The organism is Photobacterium sp. GB-56 (genome assembly GCF_003026105.1).
Taxonomy (GTDB): domain Bacteria; phylum Pseudomonadota; class Gammaproteobacteria; order Enterobacterales; family Vibrionaceae; genus Photobacterium.
In genome coordinates, this window is sequence record NZ_PYNW01000008.1 from 166789 (window position 1) to 184745 (window position 17957).

The window sequence follows — 17957 nt, forward strand, 5'->3', positions numbered from 1 at the left end:
GCTGAAATTAATGCTGTAAATGTTTTGGGATAACAAAATTGGGTAATGTTTGTGGTTGATTTCCTTTACCTTGTCGAAAGGCTTTAAGCTGTAAAACATAAGTTAATATATGCGCCACAGCGACATAGAGCTGGCTTGGGATCGCTTGCTCTATCTGGGTGCTGTGATAAATCGCACGCGTTAATGGTGGTGAATGTAAGATCTCAACATCGTGCTGTTTGGCAATGGTTTGAATATGCATCGCCGTTTCATCTATGCCTTTTGCTACCACAAAGGGCGCTTCAGACAGTGTGGTATCGTATTTAATCGCAACGGCATAATGGGTTGGGTTGACGATCACCACATCAGCTTTAGGCACTGCTTTATCTATTTTTCTTCGGGCGAACTGCTGTTGAATTTGACGAATGCGTTGCTTGATTTCTGGGCTACCTTCATTGTTTTTAAATTCTTCTTTCAGCTCTTGTTTGGTCATTTTCAGCTCTTTGGCGTGCTCCCATTTTTGGTAGGGAATATCAATTAAACCAAATAACAATAGCGCCACGCCCATCAGCAAAATACCATGAAAGAGAATCGTCAGAATTAATGACACGCCTTGTTTTAGTGGTAAGTTTTGCATCCCTAATAAGCGGCTTAAATTGGCATCAAGATAGAGATATAGCAGGAGGAAAATCACACAGACTTTGAGTGTCGATTTTAAAAGTTCAACCAAAGATCGGGTTGAAAACATCCTTTTTATCCCCGCAATGGGATCGATTTTTGATAATTTTGGCAATACGCCTGCAGGGTAGAATAGCCAACCACCAATCAGTAAACTGCTGGCGATAGTGGTGATTAGAATTAAACCAAATAATGGCAGTAGTAATTGAATAATAATGGCTAAGCTTGTGCCTAATGCTTCAATCGCTAGCCAAGGTGAGCGTAAATCATCACGAGAGATTGTCATGTTCAATGTAAATACGCCATTCAGCGCCTGCCAAATCGCATCAATTTGGAAATAAAAGAAAACCACAACCGCAATAAAAATCGTAGCTGCTGTGAAGTCTTTGGCGCGTGGGATCTGACCTTGCTCTCGGGCCTGACGGATCTTCTGCGGAGTGGCTTTTTCAGTTTTATCTTGTGCCGATGACTGACTCATGCGCCTCCCGAAATATAGAGTTGAAGCTGATCTAAGCTGTAGTGGACTAACTCGACATAACGCGCTGGTACACCGCTGACAGAAATTAAGACACTAAACAGTCCTAACAACATGGTCATAGGAAAGCCTAATGCGTATACGTTCAAACTAGGCGCGGCGCGGTTCATGACCCCGAAACTGATATTAGCCAGAAGCATTGAAACAATAGCGGGCAGAGCGATGGCAAGGGCTGAACTGAACATCCAACCAAAAAGTGCGAGTATTTGTTTTACTGAAGATAGAGCCAACCCACTGCCTACAGGCCAAGAGGTAAAGCTTTGCACTAAAATATCAATAACCAATAAATGCCCATCTAAAGCCAGAAATAACAAGGTAGAAAACAGTAAAAACATTCGCCCAAGAATTGCGACTGAAACACCATTAACGGGATCGTTCATCATTGCCATCCCTAAGCCCATTTGCAGTGAAATGATCTGACCTAACAATGTCATGATGGAAAATAGGAAATGGATAATTAAGCCAAATAACAGCCCCCATATTGCTTGCTCAAAAGCCAGCATAAGTGCCGAGAGAGAAAGTAAATCTGTCGTGGGCATAGCTGGCATCAGTGGCGCGGCAATAAAACTGATAGCAACTGCTAATAAAGCGCGTACCCAAATAGGAATTAACGCATCACCAAAAAATGGCATGGCTAACATGGCAGCCCCAATGCGAAAAAACGGCCACCAAAACTGAGCGAGAAGGGCGTTGAGCTCTGCAAACGAGATAGCCATTAGCCAATCATTCCCGGAATGTTATAAAAGAGGTAATCAAATAATTCCATTAAGCGCCTTAACATCCAATGTCCGGCAAAAATCACCATCAGCAAAGTCATGATTAAACGAGGGAGAAAACTTAAGGTTTGCTCGTTGATCTGGGTCGCGGCTTGAAAAACGGCAATCACTAACCCGACTAATAACCCCGGGATAACAAGTACCATTACCATATTAATAATTAGCCAAACTGCATTAGAAAATAGATCGACAGCAAGCTCTGGGGTCATCATTTACTCCTTTCTGTTTTATCCAAAGCTGGCAGATAGCGATCCGACCGTCATGGTCCAGCCATCAGCGAGTACAAACACAATTAATTTGAAAGGGAGAGAAATAATCAGCGGTGACAGCATCATCATACCCATAGCCATCAAGACACTGGCAACCACGAGATCGATGATCAAAAAAGGAATGAACAACATAAAACCAATTTGAAACGCTGTTTTAAGCTCACTGATCACAAAAGCAGGTAACACGATAGCAAACGAAATATCTTCCACATCTTGGTCTAATGGTTCGTTAGCAATTCGCATCATCTGCTCTAAAGCACTTTGATGGGTTTGTTTTAGCATGAAATCACGAACGGGTTTTTCGGCAGTATCAAAGGCTTGTAAAAGGGTAATATCACCGTTGTCATAAGGGACAAAAGCATTATCGTAGACATCCGTCCAGACCGGACGCATGATCAAAATTGTTAAAGAGAGCGCGATACCCACCAGTATTCTATTTGGCGGGCTCTGCTGTAAACCCAGTGCTTGGCGCAAAATAGAAAGTACGATAATGATGCGGGTAAAACTGGTCGCCATTAGCAGAAAGGCAGGGATAAAACTCAGTGCTGTCATTAACAACAAGATTTGTAATTTTACACTGTATTCTTGCTCGCCTTGATCATCTGTAACGGTCAAGAAGTTCAGCCCACTATTGGCTTCTGCGCTCGAAGAAAACAGTACGCCGAGCGCAATAAGTAGCAAAGTGAGTAAATACAGACAATGGCGCTGTTGAGATGTTGTTATCAGCAAGCGGTATCCCTGATCGATCATTTTTTAACTATCCATGGTGTTAAGAGGTGATTCGACGACATCAATTAGCCGTAGGCCATATTTATCATTGATCACAACCACTTCGGCATGGCCCATCAGTGACCCATTCACTTTCACATCAAGCGGTTCACCGTTGAGTTTATCTAGCTCAATCACACTGCCTTCACCGGCTTTCATTAACTCACCTAATGAGATTTCTGTGCTTGAGACCTCAAGAGTCACAGTCACGGGGATCTTTTTGAAAAAACTTAAGCTACGTTGCGACATGCTGCTATTAAGTTGAGGTGTTTCATCAAATTGTTCTAACTGAAGATCGTCGAAATTGAGGTCATCACCATTAAATAGGTCGGATTCGTTAATATCGCTCATGCTTATGTGTCCTTACTGGTGTTGATGATTAAAACAAGTTGACCGTTTTGCTCTGCGACATGGCCGTTAAATAAATGCTCTTGACCAATACTGATCGGAGAGGATTGCAGTAAATCAATATCAAAGATGTCACCGGGCTTTAGCTGCAATACTTGGTCTAAAGGCATCTGTCTTTCACATAAAACTGTATTGAGTTTGACCTTGGTCGATTCAAGTTGCTGACTAAAGAGTGCATTAAGTTCAGATGTGGGTTGTAAGCCAATAACACTGGTTAATGTTTGAATTAATGCGGAATCAATACAGATGATGATGTCGCCAATCGTCTCTTCGCAGGTAACGGAAAGTTGAATGACTAAGCCGATATCATCTGATAGTGAATTATCACAGGCTTGCCACATATCTTCTGGCGCTATCTGGGCTGAAAAAAGTCGTCCTATGCGTTCTTGTAACCGCAAATCACTCGTTGTAATCGTTTGACTTTTAGCACTATTAAGACGATTTACAGATGAGTGATAAAAGCGATCGGCGAGTACAATGAGCAAGGGTGCAGAACAGCGAAAATTCATCATACCCCCGTCATTATGGGCCACCGTAAATGCCGCATGTTGTCCCTGTTTTGGCGATTGAAAATCAATACTAGTAACCGACATCGTCAGTTCATGGGTTTTCACCCACTTTTGTATTTGGTCAGTTAATCCCAGTAATGAATTACTTAAAATATTAGCTAATTCATCTTTGATTATATGAATAGGTTTTCCTAGCAATTCCACATTCAATATGGGATATCTATTGTCAAAATCTGATTTTATATATTCCATAGTTATCATAGTTAAGAGGGTAAAAACAAAGTGTAGTTGATGTTTATTCGTAATATATAAATATGTTTATCGCGTTTATAACTATGAAGATATAAATTAAAAATTTTTAAGAGCAAAAATGTGACTTTAGTTCATAGCATTAGTATTCGATGAAATAAAAATTGTTTTAATGTTTAAATTTAAAAAACTTCGATTATGATGAAGTTAAATCAAATAGAAGTGTGTTGCTAAACTTATGATTAATAATGGAATAATATTAGACTTTAGTATGACATTAAATCGTTAATACAAACGTCAAAAAAATGCCCTCAAGAGCGTCAAATAATATTTATTCGACTTGTTTTCTATGGTTATTAAATAGATATATTCAAGCGTTAGAATATTAGGGTTAAATATAAAATCGCCATAAGATTTTTTGGCTATAATAAATCATGTGATTAATAGGTAGAGGTGAATGCTTATTATGACACTCATAAAATATGCAATTATATTTATATATTCGATTTTTATTTCTTTATTCTTTTCCATGAGTTCTGTCGCTAAAGAGTTATTTTTACCGATGGATCTTGTTTCGTGGGAATATAAAGGCGATAAATTTAGTTGTTCATTGAGTCAAACCATTAGCCAATTTGGGGCAATTACCTTTGTTGCGAAACCTAAGCAGCCACTTGGTATACAGGTACAAAGCTACCATGTAAAACCGCCTTATGAGCGTGCCATATTGAGCCAAGTACAGTCACCTTGGGCATTGAATACCGCACCTATCACAGTCGATGAGGTGGATTTAGATAAAAAATCAGGACAAGTCTCTTTTTATACTGATATTGAACTGTTACTTGAAGCCATGGCGCAAGGTAATTGGTTAGGAGTAAGGCTGTCATCGTCGAACCAAAACAACACGTTTGATGTAACAGTCCCTTCAGTGAATATGGCTCATGCAATGGCTGATTTTAATTTGTGTCGAGCCAAGTTACCTGCAATGGCATACCAAGATGCGAGAGACGTAGTATTGCAATTTAAGTTAGGTCAACGTGTGGTCAGTTCATCACAAAAACAAATCTTGGCTGATTTAGCGAGTTATTTAAAACATGACAAAAATGTCAAACGTGTATTGATTGATGGGCATACAGACAATGTTGGCTCCAATGTTGCCAATTTACAGATTTCAAAAATTCGTGCTGACGATGTAGCCAGCATTCTGCGTGAAAACGGTGTGCGTTCATCGCTGATGGAAATTCGCTCTCATGGTTCTCGCTATCCTGTTGCCAACAACAATACCCAAGATGGAAAAGCTAAAAATCGTCGCGTGACTATTCGCGCTATTCGCAAGGAAGATGCAGTAAAAAGGAAGGGTAGCTAATGCAGCCTAACAATATTCAATTAGTCGAGCCAAATTTAAGTGCAGCAAACCAAATTATTGCTGTGCTTGAAGGTAAAGGTTATAGCGTTAATCACTTCACTTCTGGACGTGCTGCGTTATATCAATCTCGCTCAGCCATTACTTTGGTCAGCTCGCATATTACAGATATCTCACTGACTGATTTTATACGTCAATTCCATCAAAAAACTGTCGCGACTAACCGTGCTTCCACACCTATTTCTATTGCTATTGTCGATCAGGCGCAAGGAATGATGGCGGCGGATGCAATGAAAGCAGGCGCAACCGATTATTTACTACGTCCTTTTGAATCTGAACAGTTACTGGGCTTACTCGCGCGCGTTGAAGCACTAGATAAACCCTTAACCAATATCGTGGTGGAATCATGGCGTAGCAAGCAAGTGTTGCAGTTAGCACACCGTGCGGCAGGGACAAACGCGACCGTATTGATCACCGGTGAATCTGGCACCGGGAAAGAAGTATTAGCGCAATATGTGCACCAACATTCTTCGCGTTCAAATGCGCCTTTTGTTGCCGTTAACTGTGCCGCTATTCCTGAATCCATGCTCGAAGCAGTGTTGTTTGGTCATGTGAAAGGGGCGTTTACTGGCGCGACACAAACGCAAACCGGTAAATTTGAAGAAGCCAATGGTGGTACGATTTTATTAGATGAAATCGCTGAAATGTCACCCAGTCTTCAAGCTAAATTATTGCGTGTGTTGCAAGAGCGTGAAGTCGAAAAAGTGGGGAGTCATAAAACCGTTCCATTGGATATTCGCGTCATAGCGTCAACCAATAAAGATCTTCGTGTAGAAATTCAAAAAGGGACGTTCCGAGAAGATCTTTATTACCGTTTAGATGTGCTGCCGTTGCATTGGCCATCACTGCGAGATCGAAGCGCTGATATTCTTCCTCTGGCGCGATTTTTCATCAATAAATATCAAATGGGAAGTGCGTGCCAGTTGTCGGAAGATGCGTGTTTTGCACTGTCTAAATATCACTGGCCGGGCAATATCCGAGAGTTAGAAAATGTCATGCAACGAGCCTTGGTGATGCGTCATGGTGATTTCATTACCGCACAAGATTTAATGTTGCCAATTGATCCTAATGCTGCGCCATCTTTACCTCAAACGGAGGGGGGGAATGGTCGGGTAGAAGCGAAGAAAATGGCAGAGTTTCAATACATTATCAAAATTCTTAAACAATTCGGTGGTAACCGAACCAAGACGGCTCAGCAATTGGGCGTTACTACTCGCGCACTGCGTTACAAGTTAGCCGCGATGCGTGAACAGGGAATAGACATCGATGCTGTATTAGGTTCTGCGGCATAAAAGGAGAGTTAAATGAGCACAAATAATTCGCTACCGTCTGTATCATCTGAACAACTCATGCTTGATAAAATGCAGCAGATGCAGCAACGCACTCAAGCTGATTTCATCGTAAAACCTAATCTGATGCAGGTCGACGCAACCAATACACAGTTTGCCGCTTCGCCATTGTCATTTTCGCAAGCTATGACAGGTGTATTAAACACCGTTAATCAACATCAAAAAATCGCCAGTGACAAAGTGACAGCGGTTGAATTGGGGAAAAGTGACGACTTAGTAGGCGCGATGGTGGCAAGCCAAAAAGCCAGTTTATCTTTTTCAGCCCTCATGCAAGTGCGTAATAAAGTGGTTGCGTCCTTTGAAGATGTTATGAAGATGCCGGTGTAACTTATGTCTGAAATCATTGCCCAACCATCGATGACAAATACGGCAACAGGTTCAACTGCGAGCAGTGGATTGTCGTCAAATCCGTATATTAATAACCTTAAAAATCTTTGGCATAGTAGTCAGCGCAATCTAGTTTTGTCTGCTGTACTTGCTGCGATTGTGGCTGCCATTATTGTGGTGGCACTATGGAGTTCAAGTCAAAATTACCGCCCCTTATATGGGCAGCAAGAACGTTTTGATAGCGGTGAAATCATCTCGGTATTAGAAACAGAAGGGATCCCTTACCGCCTACAAGAAGCCAACGGACAAGTGCTGGTGGCAGAAGGTGAGGTCGCAAAAATTAGGATGTTACTGGCAGCAAAAGGGATCAAAGCCAAGTTACCGACAGGGCTAGATTCATTAAAAGAAGATTCGTCGTTAGGCACCAGCCAGTTCATGGAAACCGCACGTTACCGTCATGGATTGGAAGGCGAGTTAGTGCGTACTATTATTGCCCTTGATGCTATTGCTAATGCCCGCGTTCACTTAGCCATTCCACGAAAAACCTTATTTGTTCGCCACAATGCGGAAGCGCCAACAGCGTCAGTAATGGTTGAGCTAAAACCGGGTGAAGATCTAAAAACTGAGCAAGTTGAAGCCATCATTAACCTTGTTACTGGCAGTGTGACAGGAATGAAGACAGAAAATGTGTCAGTTGTTGATCAGTATGGGCGTTTACTCAGTGCTGATATTGGCTCGACTGAAATGGGTAAAGTGAATGCTAAATACCTCGACTATCAGAAGAATCTCGAAAAGCAGGTGATCCAACGTGCCGCTGATATGCTAACGCCGATTGTCGGACCAAGTAATTACCGCGTGCAAGTCGCCGCTGATCTTGATTTTAGCCATGTCCAAGAAACCAAAGAGGTGGTTGATTCAACGCCTGTAGTGAAAAACGAGCACCGTATTGAAAATAACAGTATTGATAATATTGCTTTAGGTGTGCCGGGTTCATTAAGTAACAAGCCACCCGTTACTGGCGAAGAAGAGAACAAAGACAGTAAAAACACCAATGAACGAACGGAAATTAATCGTCAATATGCGTTAGGCAGCAGTGTTCGTCATACCCAATATCAACAAGGCAAATTAAATAAACTCAATGTCTCTGTGTTACTTAATTCTACCGCTGCACCAAATGGTAAAGCATGGACAGAAGCGGAAACACAGCAAATTAGCAATATGATCAAAGATGCGGTAGGGATCAGCGCTGCTCGTGGCGATAGTTTGAGTATTTTAAGTTTCAACTTCACACCGATTGCAATTGATGCGCCACCTGCTATTCCGTGGTGGCAAGATCCAACCGTTCAACAACCACTACGCTACATGATCGGCGGTATTCTCGGCTTATCGATGATTTTCTTTGTGCTAAGACCGCTTATTAGTCATTTAACAGGATTAGATCGTCGACGTGATGAGTTAACTTTTGCGGAAGAAGATATGGCGCACTCTTACGATGAAAATCTGCAAACTCGCGAAGAGCAAGAACACGAAGAAACGTTAAATGAGCGTTTAGCCGCGAAAGGGATAAACGGAACGAATAACGCCTTTAGTGCCAACAATGATTTGCTGCCACCACAGGGCTCGCCATTAGAAATCCAACTTAAACACTTACAGCTTATTTCAACCGAAGAGCCAGAGCGTGTTGCTGAAGTCTTAAAACAATGGGTGAATGTTAATGAGTCAATCACAAACAAAAAATCAGACGGATAGTAAAACCCCTGCACTGACTTATGTTGATAAAACAGCCGTCGTATTGTTGGGAATGGGAGAAGATGCCGCCGCGGAGGTATTGAAGCACTTTACCCGTGATGAAGTGCAGCGTGTGACCCGTTCGATGGCGGCATTAAGTGGTATTCAAAGTGATAGTGCGAAAGGGGTAATTCAGCACTTTTTTGAAGATTTTCGTGCGCACAGTGGTATTCGTGGCGCATCGAAAGAATACCTTTCAAATACTTTGCGTAAAGCGTTGGGTAATGATTTAGCAAAAGGGTTACTTAATAACATTTATGGTGATGAATTACGTAACAACATGCAGCGATTGCAATGGGTGGATGCAGAATTATTGGCTAAATACGTTAGCCAAGAGCACCCACAAATGCAGGCGATATTCTTAGCCTATTTACCGCCAGAAACCTCATCGAAAGTGTTGGCGAAAATGCCAGTGGATTATCATGACGAGCTGCTATATCGCATCGCGCAACTTGATGAAATAGATCATGATGTTGCCGCTGACTTACATGATTTGATTGAACGTTGCATTGCTCATATGTCACAAGCGCAAAATGCACCTATTTTAGGAACTAAGCAAGTTGCCGATATTATCAACCGTTTCGAAGGTGATCGCGGCCAATTAATGGAATTACTCCGTTTGCATGATGAAGACATGGTGCACGAAATTGAAACCAACATGTTTGACTTTATGGTGCTTGGTCGCCAGAAAGAATCGACCATGGATAGATTGGTGCAAGAAATTCCTGTTGCGACATGGGTGATTGCGTTAAAAGGTGCTGAGATCAGCTTACAACAAGCGATTAAACGTTCAATGCCACAGCGTATGGTGAAATCCCTAGAAGATGAAATGGCGCTAAAAGGTGCAGTACCTGTGAGTGAGGTAGAACGCGCCCGAACTGCCATTATGGATCAAGTGCGTGAGCTGGCAGAAAATGGTGAAATTGATCTTCAGCTCTATCAGGAAATGACGGTGGAGTAATGATGAAGAAAGTAAAAATACATCAGTTATCACCGGGGCAATATCGGCCTCATCGTTTTCCTCCTGTGGCAGAGCCAGTAAATCATGGTTTTAATGATGGATTAGGTGATGTTGATCCTGCGATTAATTGGCAAGACAGCCAGTTTGAATTACAACAAAAATTGGATGAAGGCTTTCAACAAGGGCTAAACAAAGGCTATGACGAAGGATTTAACCAAGGCGTTGTGCAAGGTCGTGATCAAGGTGTTATAGAAGGGCAAAAAGACGGTTTTCAACAAGGTTACGGACAAGGTGAACAAGCAGGGCGAGAGATCTTTAGCCAAGCAGTAAAACCGGTTGAGAAAATCTTGTTTGAATTAGAACAATGGCAACAAGAAAAAGACAAACAACAACGTCAGCTTATTTGCGACTTGGTACAAAAAGTGTCGCAACAGGTTATCCGCGCTGAATTGACATTGATGCCACAACAAATTCTCGCTCTAGTAGAAGAAGCATTGGATGCGATTCCGGGTAAAACAGAAAAAATCATCATTGAACTTAACCCACAAGATATTGATCGGATTCATACCATCAATAAGAGCTTACCTGAGTCTTGGAAGCTGATTGCTAATCCCACATTACCCGTCGGTGGTTGTCAGCTGATAACCGATAACGCAGAAGCCGATGTGGGGTGTGATGCGCGACTAGAAGCCTGTATCGAGAATGTGCAGCAACATTTAGTTGAGCAGAATCACCCGTTAGATACCCCAATCCGTGTTGAACAAGGAGATCAGCATGAATCGTCTTCAAGCGGATAGTTTAACCGCACTTGCCGCTCTTGATAGTGTGCCTATTGCACGGGTCACGGGGCGGTTAGTCAAAGTGAATGGCTTAATGCTACAAGCCGTGGGGTGTCGTTTTAAACTTGATCAACGTTGCTTAATCGTCGCTGATGATGGTGAGCAGATTGAAGCACAAGTGGTCGGTTTTGATCACAACATTGCGTATTTAATGCCAGTTCGCCAACTCGGTGGATTATACGCAGGCGCAAAGGTGATCCCGATGCAAGGTGGCAGTACAGTGAATGTGAGCCACAAGTGGATTGGACGAGTTGTTAATGGGTTAGGAGAGCCGCTAGATAATGGTTCACCGCTACAAGGTGGTGAGTGTTTATCGTTAGAACCAAAGCCTATTAACCCAATGAAACGCCAGCCAGTTGAATCACCATTAGATGTTGGTATTAAAGCGATTAATGGTTTACTGACTGTTGGTAAAGGTCAGCGCATTGGCTTAATGGCGGGCAGTGGCGTAGGTAAAAGTGTCTTGATGGGGATGATCACCAAATACACTGCCGCCGATATTATTGTGGTGGGGCTGATTGGTGAACGTGGTCGAGAAGTCCGTGAATTCATTGAGCGTAGCTTAGGTGAGGAAGGACGAAAACGTGCAGTGATCATCGCCGCGCCTGCTGATGAATCACCACTCATGCGTTTACGAGCGACCAAGCTTTGTCACCGCGTTGCCGAATACTTTCGTGATCAAGGCAAAGACGTATTGCTACTGATGGACTCATTAACCCGATATGCGATGGCGCAGCGTGAAATTGCACTCGCACTAGGAGAGCCGCCAGCTTCTCGGGGTTATCCACCGTCAGTATTCAGTTTATTACCACAATTACTAGAACGTGCTGGTAACGGAGAGAATCCCAATGGCAGTTTAACTGCGATTTATACCGTGTTAGCAGAAGGGGACGATCAGCAAGATCCGGTAGTGGATTCTGCTCGCGCCATTTTAGATGGTCATATTGTGTTATCTCGCACATTGGCAGAGCAAGGGCATTATCCAGCCATTGATATTAATGCTTCTATCAGCCGATGTATGAGCAGTTGTACTGAGCAAGCCCATGTCACTGTTGCTAACCAATTTAGGCAGTTAAATGCGAATTATCAGCAAGTAAAAGAGCTACTTCCATTAGGTGGCTATCAACAAGGACAAGATCCTGAATTAGATCAAGCGGTAATGATGCAACCCCAGCTTAAACAGTTTTTGCAGCAGCCTGTGACTGAACACTGTGATTACCAAGCGAGCCTAACCCAATTAGCTAACTTGTTTTCAGTCAATCAATCCAGTCCGTCAGCACCATAGCCACACCGTGTTTTAGGAAATGGAGCAAGAATAAGCCATGAATTTGCCAGTCAAAGCTGTTGAGCAATTACAACGATTATCAGAGCAAAAGCGCGATAAACTCAGTGCTATTTACCAGCAGCAGCGCCGGCAAGTGGATAATTATCAGCAACAACTACAGTTATTAGGTCAGCTAAAACAGCATTATATGGGGGCTGAACAAACACACGGCTCTGCGATTAACAGTGCGATGTTAAATAACAGCAATCAATTAACGTCACAGTTAACGACCATGATTGATCATCATCAGCATGAGCAAGCGATCATGAGTGCGGAATGTGATCACAGTGAGCAGCAATTACAAGCCAGTAATCAACAAGTTAAACGCTTTGAAGAAGTAAAAAAACGCTGGCTTGCCAAACAACAATACGAACAAGCCCGTAAAGAGCAAAAGCAATTAGAAGAGTTGATTAACTTGCGGCATAAAAAGCGGAAGGTCTGAAGTGCTCACTATAAAGGAGATATTATTGAAAATGTATATGAGCTGCTAATCAACAAATTTAATACTTTGATTTCTAGTTATATCCTCTTTATCGCTTATTATTAAAAGTTTTTATCTCGTCAGCAATACTCCCCAATCGCATTTTATACCTCATTCTTACACTCTAAAAATGTAATCAATGACGATTAATTTTAATCACGCTCCCTAAATAACGCTTGAACCGTTGTGCAAAGTGCTGATTGATATATTTAACGGTTAATATGCTAAGCGATGTTTCTAGTGAGCGAGTAATGCGATGGAGTGCACTGCTATCGTTATCGACTGTTGTCGCCAGATGGGTATGAGTATGGTTACGAACCATTAAATAACAATCATGTAAGGATACAACAATGATCAAAAATTATTTCAAACTAAAAAAAATATTTAGTTACATTGGTACCTTCTGTTTAATTACTGCAAGTAACTCGGCTACTGCATTCTATGATGCCTACCCTGAAAGTGAAGGACCTTATATTAGTGGCTCGGCATCTGAAAATTTTACGTGGTTAGGCGAAGATTTCTCAAGCTACCCTAATAGTCAGCAGCTAGAATGTTCGAATAATAAAAGCGCCATCGATCATTTTGATGTTACTTCAGGATGTTTACAGTCTAAATCTGTGGATAGTGGGAAGTTAGGTTGGACGAACGATAAAGTCTTTCGTGTCGTCGCGATAGGAAAAGACAATAATGGCAATGAAATAAAGTACACCGACCAAACGAATCAATATAGGGCGTACATTAAAGCATGGAAAAATTCCGGCACTATACCTGCTTGGTCTGGCTTACATGCGTTTGCTCGTTACCAAACATCTGATGATTTATATGTAGGCTCTATTCGTTATGACGGTAATGTAACGATTAAAGTAAAATACCAAGGTTCATACACTACTCTGGCTCAAACCAAATTAAGCAATGGCGTTAAAAACTACCTTAATACAGAGGGGAAGCTTGCCGCTGGTCAATGGTATGACATTCACTTTTCTGTAGTAGGTAATAAATTAACGTTGGCCCTAGATGGTGTCGAATTATTGTCGGTAAACAATGATTTATTAACTGAGGGTACTATCGGTATCCGCACCGATAACCTATCTGCTTACCTTGATGATTGGCAGTTGCTATCGAGTAATTCAATAGTTATTGATCCCCCAACAGATCCTGAAATACCCACTGATCCCGAAACACCAGCACAGGTCGTTGAATTTATCCCCGGAAAAACCAAAGCCATCAATGGTGAGATCTATTCGTATGATGGGCAGTGTTATCAAGCCAAAAATAGCCCTGGCAGTTGGGAGGTTCCAAGTAACGCGTCATGGTTTTGGGATGCGGTTGAATGCATAGATAATCCTTCGCCACCCACTGATCCTGAACTACCGACAGAGCCTGTACCACCAACAGATCCTGTGCAGCCAACAGATCCTCTACCACCAACAACTGCTGTTGAGTTTATACCGGGTTCAACAAAGGTTAAAAACGGAGATACAGTGACTTATAACAATATTTGTTATCAGGCAAAGAACAATCCGGGTAGCTGGGAAATTCCAAGTTCAACGTCTTGGTTTTGGACTGTGGTGAGTTGTCCATAATCCACAGTAATATAAGCATTAAACCTCAGTCTCACATTAAGGCTGAGGTTTATTTACAGCAAAGTGTAAATGTATTTCACAAGCCCAATAATGTACTTACAACTACTTCACTACACAATAAACTTGGTCGTTCTGTTGGTGCATCGACATGGTGATTAAATAATGGAAATTAAAGAAATACATATTGCAAAATGTCACTGTGGTGCTGTTGAGTTAGAGCTGACCATGCCAAACGGATTAGAAGATCCTCGTCGTTGTTCATGTTCTATGTGTCGAAAACGTGGTGCCATCGCTGCTTCTGTATTACTTGAAAACCTAAAGATAATAAAGGGAGAAGATAACTTGACCCTTTATCAATTCAATACAAAGACGGCTAAACATTACTTCTGTAAGACTTGCGGTATCTATACTCATCATCAAAGACGTTCTAATCCCCATCAATTTGCAATTAATGTTGCATGTCTTGATGGCGTTAATCCTTATGATTTGGAGCCTGCCAAAATTTACGATGGGATCAATCACCCAAAAGATACGATCAACTTGTAACTGCAAACATTTATGCGTGTTATAGGAAAGTGTATAAGATTACACTCCAATACATTGTTTTAGTGACACTTTAGTGCTTAAAGTAATGGGGTAGTGCTGCCCATATTTTAATTAAGCGTGATATGTTCTTATTTATAGGAGCAAACGAATGGATTTAAGTGTTAAACAAAAATTTGAAACGTATCCTGATGAAGTAACAGAGTCTCTCTTAGTTATTCGTTCACTTATCATAAATACAGCAAATGAACATGGGATTGCTGATTTAATCGAAACACTAAAGTGGGGAGAGCCAAGTTATATTTCTAAAATTGGAAGCACTATTAGATATGACTGGAAACCCAAATCCCCAAATGAATATCGTATTTACTTCCACTGCCAAACAACCTTAGTTGATACCTTTAAAGAGGTATACGGAAATACCTTTGAGTACGAAGGTAATCGGGCATTAATATTTAAGCTTGGCGACCATGTTCCAACGAAAGAGTTGTCACACTGCATATCTATGGCATTACGCTACAAAAAGATAAAACACCTTGATTTGTTAGGTGCTTAGAACATATAACAAAGTAATTAAACAAAGATAATACGTTGTGGGCTTGTTTCTATTGTCGGTTAACAGGCTATAAAATTAGTTGCGTTAAATTATATATAGCCTGAACAAGTTGATATTAATTTGCCCACGCACATTCTTACGTTTGAACTTTAGATTAATTAGTTACTGTATTGAGAATTCTGTGAATACCGAGGGAGAAGTTTAGTGATCACAATAAGGAAAGCAACTCAAGCAGATGCGGTTTTAATTCATGCGTTGAGAAGCCGCGCAATCTTAGATAAATGCTCAGCGTACTACAGTAAAGAACAGCTTTCATTGTGGACTGATGGGGGAGTGTCTGACGGATTCATTCAAGATGTGCTGGAAACTTTCTATGTTTCTGTCACTGATGGGCGAGTTATTGGTAGTGGTAAACTCAATATTGAAACCGGTATGGTTGATGCTATTTTTGTTGATCCTGAGTACTGTGGAATAGGTGCGGCAAAGCAGATGCTTACTTTTTTGGAAAACTTGGCTAAAGAAAACGGCCTATTGTTGCTGAAATTAGAATCCACGATAAATGCGGCGCCTTTCTATCGTTCATATGGGTTTATAGGGGAGAAACTATCTACCTATCATTCACCAAGAGGCATTAGTTTGGATTGTATTCCAATGCAAAAGCCACTGGTAAAGCACGTTTAATAAACTCATTTTTGCCCCCAAATGGCTTGAGGTAATTCATTTACCACAAATTACGGTTGTGGTAACTCTTCTACCACAACTTACCACTAATTGAGATACCATCAAAAGCATGTCAGTCCAATGGGCTAGTTCTCTTGGCTAGCTCATATCAGCCCCAAAGTTACTTAGAACAAATACTCATTCATATTATGATAACGTGATTTTGTATTAGCTTTGTTTACTGTGTATATAAACAGTTTAATGACACGTGGTGATTTTATCGCATGAGTTCTGTTTTTAATAAGAAATATTTCTTGTTAAAAAAGGAATAAAATCCATAACCGATTGAAAATTAATTAATTTAACATTCTATATTGTATTAAATAAGACTGATTAAATACATTTCTTACTTTTTACACCCTCTTTTGAATCGGTAAATGTAAGAAATTGCTAGCAAGTTCATAATATGCAACGATTATATCGAGTATGGTAAAGGTATTTCATAAGTATATTTTTGCGCGAAAGTAAGAATGCTTATTAATATACTGTTATGTGTAGATTGAGGATTTAGAGAATTGAGAAGCACAGTATTAAAGAATATCCGTCAGCGTTCCAAATCGCTGCTTGAATTAGTTGAGTCTCTTGAGCCCTCACTGCTTGAGGTACAATTAGATGTGCCAAAGAGTAAATCAATTGGTGAGCACATGTGGTGTATTGTAGGTGCAAGAGAAAGTTACGCACGTTCACTCTTAGTTGGTAAGTGGGACGGTTTTACTTGCTCTCTTGAAAATACTAACAACCTACTTGATATCGTAGCAAAGCTAAAGTCTTCAGAGGTCAAGTTCGAAGAAGCGGTTACTACCATAAAGAGTTGGACAGAGGAGAGAGATGATTTATTAGTTGACTTACTTGAGCATGAATCAATGCACGAAGGGCAGTTGATTAGGCATGTTTATGCCCTTAAGCAAGAAGTGCCAAAGTCAGTAAAATGGGCGTAAACACATATCCTTATCTGTTATATGCACCTCGGAGTATTGTCGTAATGGAAATAAACACCTTAGTATTGTTTGTAATTGCAGCTCTATCTATAAACCTGATACCTGGGCCTGATGTAATTTACATTGTAACGAATACAATGAAAGGGAAAATGAAGTCAGGTATTAAAGCTTCACTGGGTTTAGGTGTTGGTTATTTGATTCATACATTAGCTGCTGTTTTAGGTCTTTCTGCATTAATTCTTAGTTCTGCATTTTTATTTGCGATAATCAAGTATTTAGGTGCGGCTTACTTACTCTATCTTGGCGTAATATCAATTATTAATTGTTACCGTAACAATTCTAAAATTTGTGTGGAAATTTCAGATGAAAAACAAAGTAATGTTTTCAAGCAAGGCGCCATCGTTAGTGTATTAAACCCTAAAGTCGCAATGTTCTTTTTAGCATTCCTGCCTCAGTTTATTGATCCAACGGGAGTTAATGCTACAAGCGAGTTGCTGACTTTAGGTTTGTTATTTAGTCTGTTAGCAACATGTTGTAACTTGTTCTATGCCAGTTTAGGAAGTATTTTGTTTAGTAGTCCTAAAGCTCAGAAATACTCAAGAACACTTGAAGGAGTATCAGGTACAATCTTAATTGGTTTAAGTGCAAAGATAGCCTTAAGCAGCAATAAATAGTGCATATAACAAGGCAATTAAACGGACAAAAACAGTTGGCTTTTGTTCGTACCTCACAATTTTTAGCCAACTGTTTGTTTACCGCTTATTGCGGCGTTATCCCTACCTTTCCTAATACTTACCAGCCAGAATAGAGCTAAGTACGTAACACACTTTTGTCCGTGCGACCTGAAGTCGTATGAAGCGTTGTTCACCGCTTTATGAGTGAACCGTCTGTATCACCAGATGAACCTACGAGCCTGAATAAAGCAGCGGCTCGGACAATGTAACGAAACTTGGCCGT

At 41.0% G+C, this 17957-nt stretch carries 20 protein-coding genes; 14 read left to right on the forward strand and 6 right to left on the reverse strand.

Annotated elements, in window-relative coordinates; genetic code table 11:
• Nucleotides 1-7: 7 nt before the first annotated feature.
• From flhB to C9J42_RS13115, 6 genes are read right to left on the reverse strand one after another with little or no spacing between them, the layout of a single operon-like run.
• Nucleotides 8-1135: a flagellar biosynthesis protein FlhB gene (gene flhB / locus C9J42_RS13090; RefSeq protein ID WP_107208374.1), complete on the reverse strand. Its 1128-nt coding sequence runs from the start codon at nt 1133-1135 to the stop codon at nt 8-10.
• Entirely contained in the window at nt 1132-1908 is a 777-nt protein-coding gene (gene fliR / locus C9J42_RS13095; RefSeq protein ID WP_107208375.1) for a flagellar biosynthetic protein FliR, read from the reverse strand. Before fliR ends, flhB begins: the two co-directional genes overlap by 4 nt.
• Nucleotides 1908-2177, reverse strand: coding sequence for a flagellar biosynthesis protein FliQ (fliQ, locus tag C9J42_RS13100; RefSeq protein WP_107208376.1), 270 nt, complete (start codon nt 2175-2177; stop codon nt 1908-1910). The genes fliR and fliQ overlap by 1 nt, the downstream gene beginning before the upstream one ends.
• Before the next feature lie 18 nt (nt 2178-2195).
• Complete coding sequence (fliP, locus tag C9J42_RS13105; RefSeq protein ID WP_107208377.1) at nt 2196-2987, reverse strand: flagellar type III secretion system pore protein FliP; 792 nt, start codon at nt 2985-2987, stop codon at nt 2196-2198.
• A 3-nt stretch (nt 2988-2990) separates the two neighbouring features.
• Nucleotides 2991-3356, reverse strand: a complete 366-nt coding sequence (gene fliN, locus C9J42_RS13110) for a flagellar motor switch protein FliN (protein ID WP_107208378.1) — start codon at nt 3354-3356, stop codon at nt 2991-2993.
• A 2-nt stretch (nt 3357-3358) separates the two neighbouring features.
• Nucleotides 3359-4126, reverse strand: coding sequence for a FliM/FliN family flagellar motor switch protein (locus tag C9J42_RS13115; protein ID WP_233219070.1), 768 nt, complete (start codon nt 4124-4126; stop codon nt 3359-3361).
• Between the two features lie 607 nt (nt 4127-4733).
• On the opposite strand from C9J42_RS13115, the gene C9J42_RS13120 reads away from it, so the two are divergent.
• The 14 genes from C9J42_RS13120 to C9J42_RS13180 all read left to right on the forward strand — a co-directional run bounded on the left by C9J42_RS13120 (nt 4734) and on the right by C9J42_RS13180 (nt 17674).
• Entirely contained in the window at nt 4734-5534 is an 801-nt protein-coding gene (locus tag C9J42_RS13120) for an OmpA family protein (protein WP_233218532.1), read from the forward strand.
• Nucleotides 5534-6883: a sigma-54 dependent transcriptional regulator gene (locus C9J42_RS13125; protein WP_107208380.1), complete on the forward strand. Its 1350-nt coding sequence runs from the start codon at nt 5534-5536 to the stop codon at nt 6881-6883. The genes C9J42_RS13120 and C9J42_RS13125 overlap by 1 nt, the downstream gene beginning before the upstream one ends.
• Nucleotides 6884-6895: 12 nt before the next feature.
• Nucleotides 6896-7267, forward strand: a complete 372-nt coding sequence (locus tag C9J42_RS13130) for a flagellar hook-basal body complex protein FliE (protein WP_107208381.1) — start codon at nt 6896-6898, stop codon at nt 7265-7267.
• Nucleotides 7268-7270: 3 nt separating this feature from the next.
• Nucleotides 7271-9016, forward strand: coding sequence for a flagellar basal-body MS-ring/collar protein FliF (gene fliF, locus C9J42_RS13135; protein WP_107302064.1), 1746 nt, complete (start codon nt 7271-7273; stop codon nt 9014-9016).
• Nucleotides 8982-10016 (forward strand): flagellar motor switch protein FliG, encoded by a 1035-nt coding sequence (locus tag C9J42_RS13140; RefSeq protein ID WP_107208383.1) that lies wholly within the window; start codon nt 8982-8984, stop codon nt 10014-10016. The genes fliF and C9J42_RS13140 overlap by 35 nt, the downstream gene beginning before the upstream one ends.
• A complete protein-coding gene (gene fliH, locus C9J42_RS13145) occupies nt 10016-10813 on the forward strand; it encodes a flagellar assembly protein FliH (protein ID WP_107302065.1) in 798 nt (265 codons plus the stop codon). Before C9J42_RS13140 ends, fliH begins: the two co-directional genes overlap by 1 nt.
• Complete coding sequence (gene fliI / locus C9J42_RS13150) at nt 10791-12140, forward strand: flagellar protein export ATPase FliI (protein ID WP_107247882.1); 1350 nt, start codon at nt 10791-10793, stop codon at nt 12138-12140. Before fliH ends, fliI begins: the two co-directional genes overlap by 23 nt.
• 37 nt (nt 12141-12177) lie before the next feature.
• A complete protein-coding gene (gene fliJ, locus C9J42_RS13155) occupies nt 12178-12621 on the forward strand; it encodes a flagellar export protein FliJ (RefSeq protein WP_107259752.1) in 444 nt (147 codons plus the stop codon).
• A gap of 389 nt (nt 12622-13010) precedes the next feature.
• On the forward strand, nt 13011-14243 hold the full coding sequence (locus tag C9J42_RS21445; RefSeq protein ID WP_146144302.1) for a hypothetical protein: 1233 nt from the start codon (nt 13011-13013) through the stop codon (nt 14241-14243).
• Nucleotides 14244-14405: 162 nt separating this feature from the next.
• The gene (locus tag C9J42_RS13160; protein ID WP_107302066.1) at nt 14406-14789 is read left to right on the forward strand and encodes a GFA family protein; all 384 of its coding nucleotides are present in this window, start codon (nt 14406-14408) and stop codon (nt 14787-14789) included.
• Nucleotides 14790-14937: 148 nt separating this feature from the next.
• Entirely contained in the window at nt 14938-15342 is a 405-nt protein-coding gene (locus tag C9J42_RS13165) for a DUF1801 domain-containing protein (protein WP_107208389.1), read from the forward strand.
• A gap of 204 nt (nt 15343-15546) precedes the next feature.
• Nucleotides 15547-16023 (forward strand): GNAT family N-acetyltransferase, encoded by a 477-nt coding sequence (locus C9J42_RS13170; RefSeq protein WP_199189326.1) that lies wholly within the window; start codon nt 15547-15549, stop codon nt 16021-16023.
• 554 nt (nt 16024-16577) lie between these two features.
• Nucleotides 16578-17000 (forward strand): hypothetical protein, encoded by a 423-nt coding sequence (locus C9J42_RS13175; protein WP_107208391.1) that lies wholly within the window; start codon nt 16578-16580, stop codon nt 16998-17000.
• Nucleotides 17001-17044: 44 nt separating this feature from the next.
• Entirely contained in the window at nt 17045-17674 is a 630-nt protein-coding gene (locus tag C9J42_RS13180) for a LysE family translocator (RefSeq protein ID WP_107208392.1), read from the forward strand.
• The last annotated feature ends 283 nt before the right edge of the window (nt 17675-17957 follow it).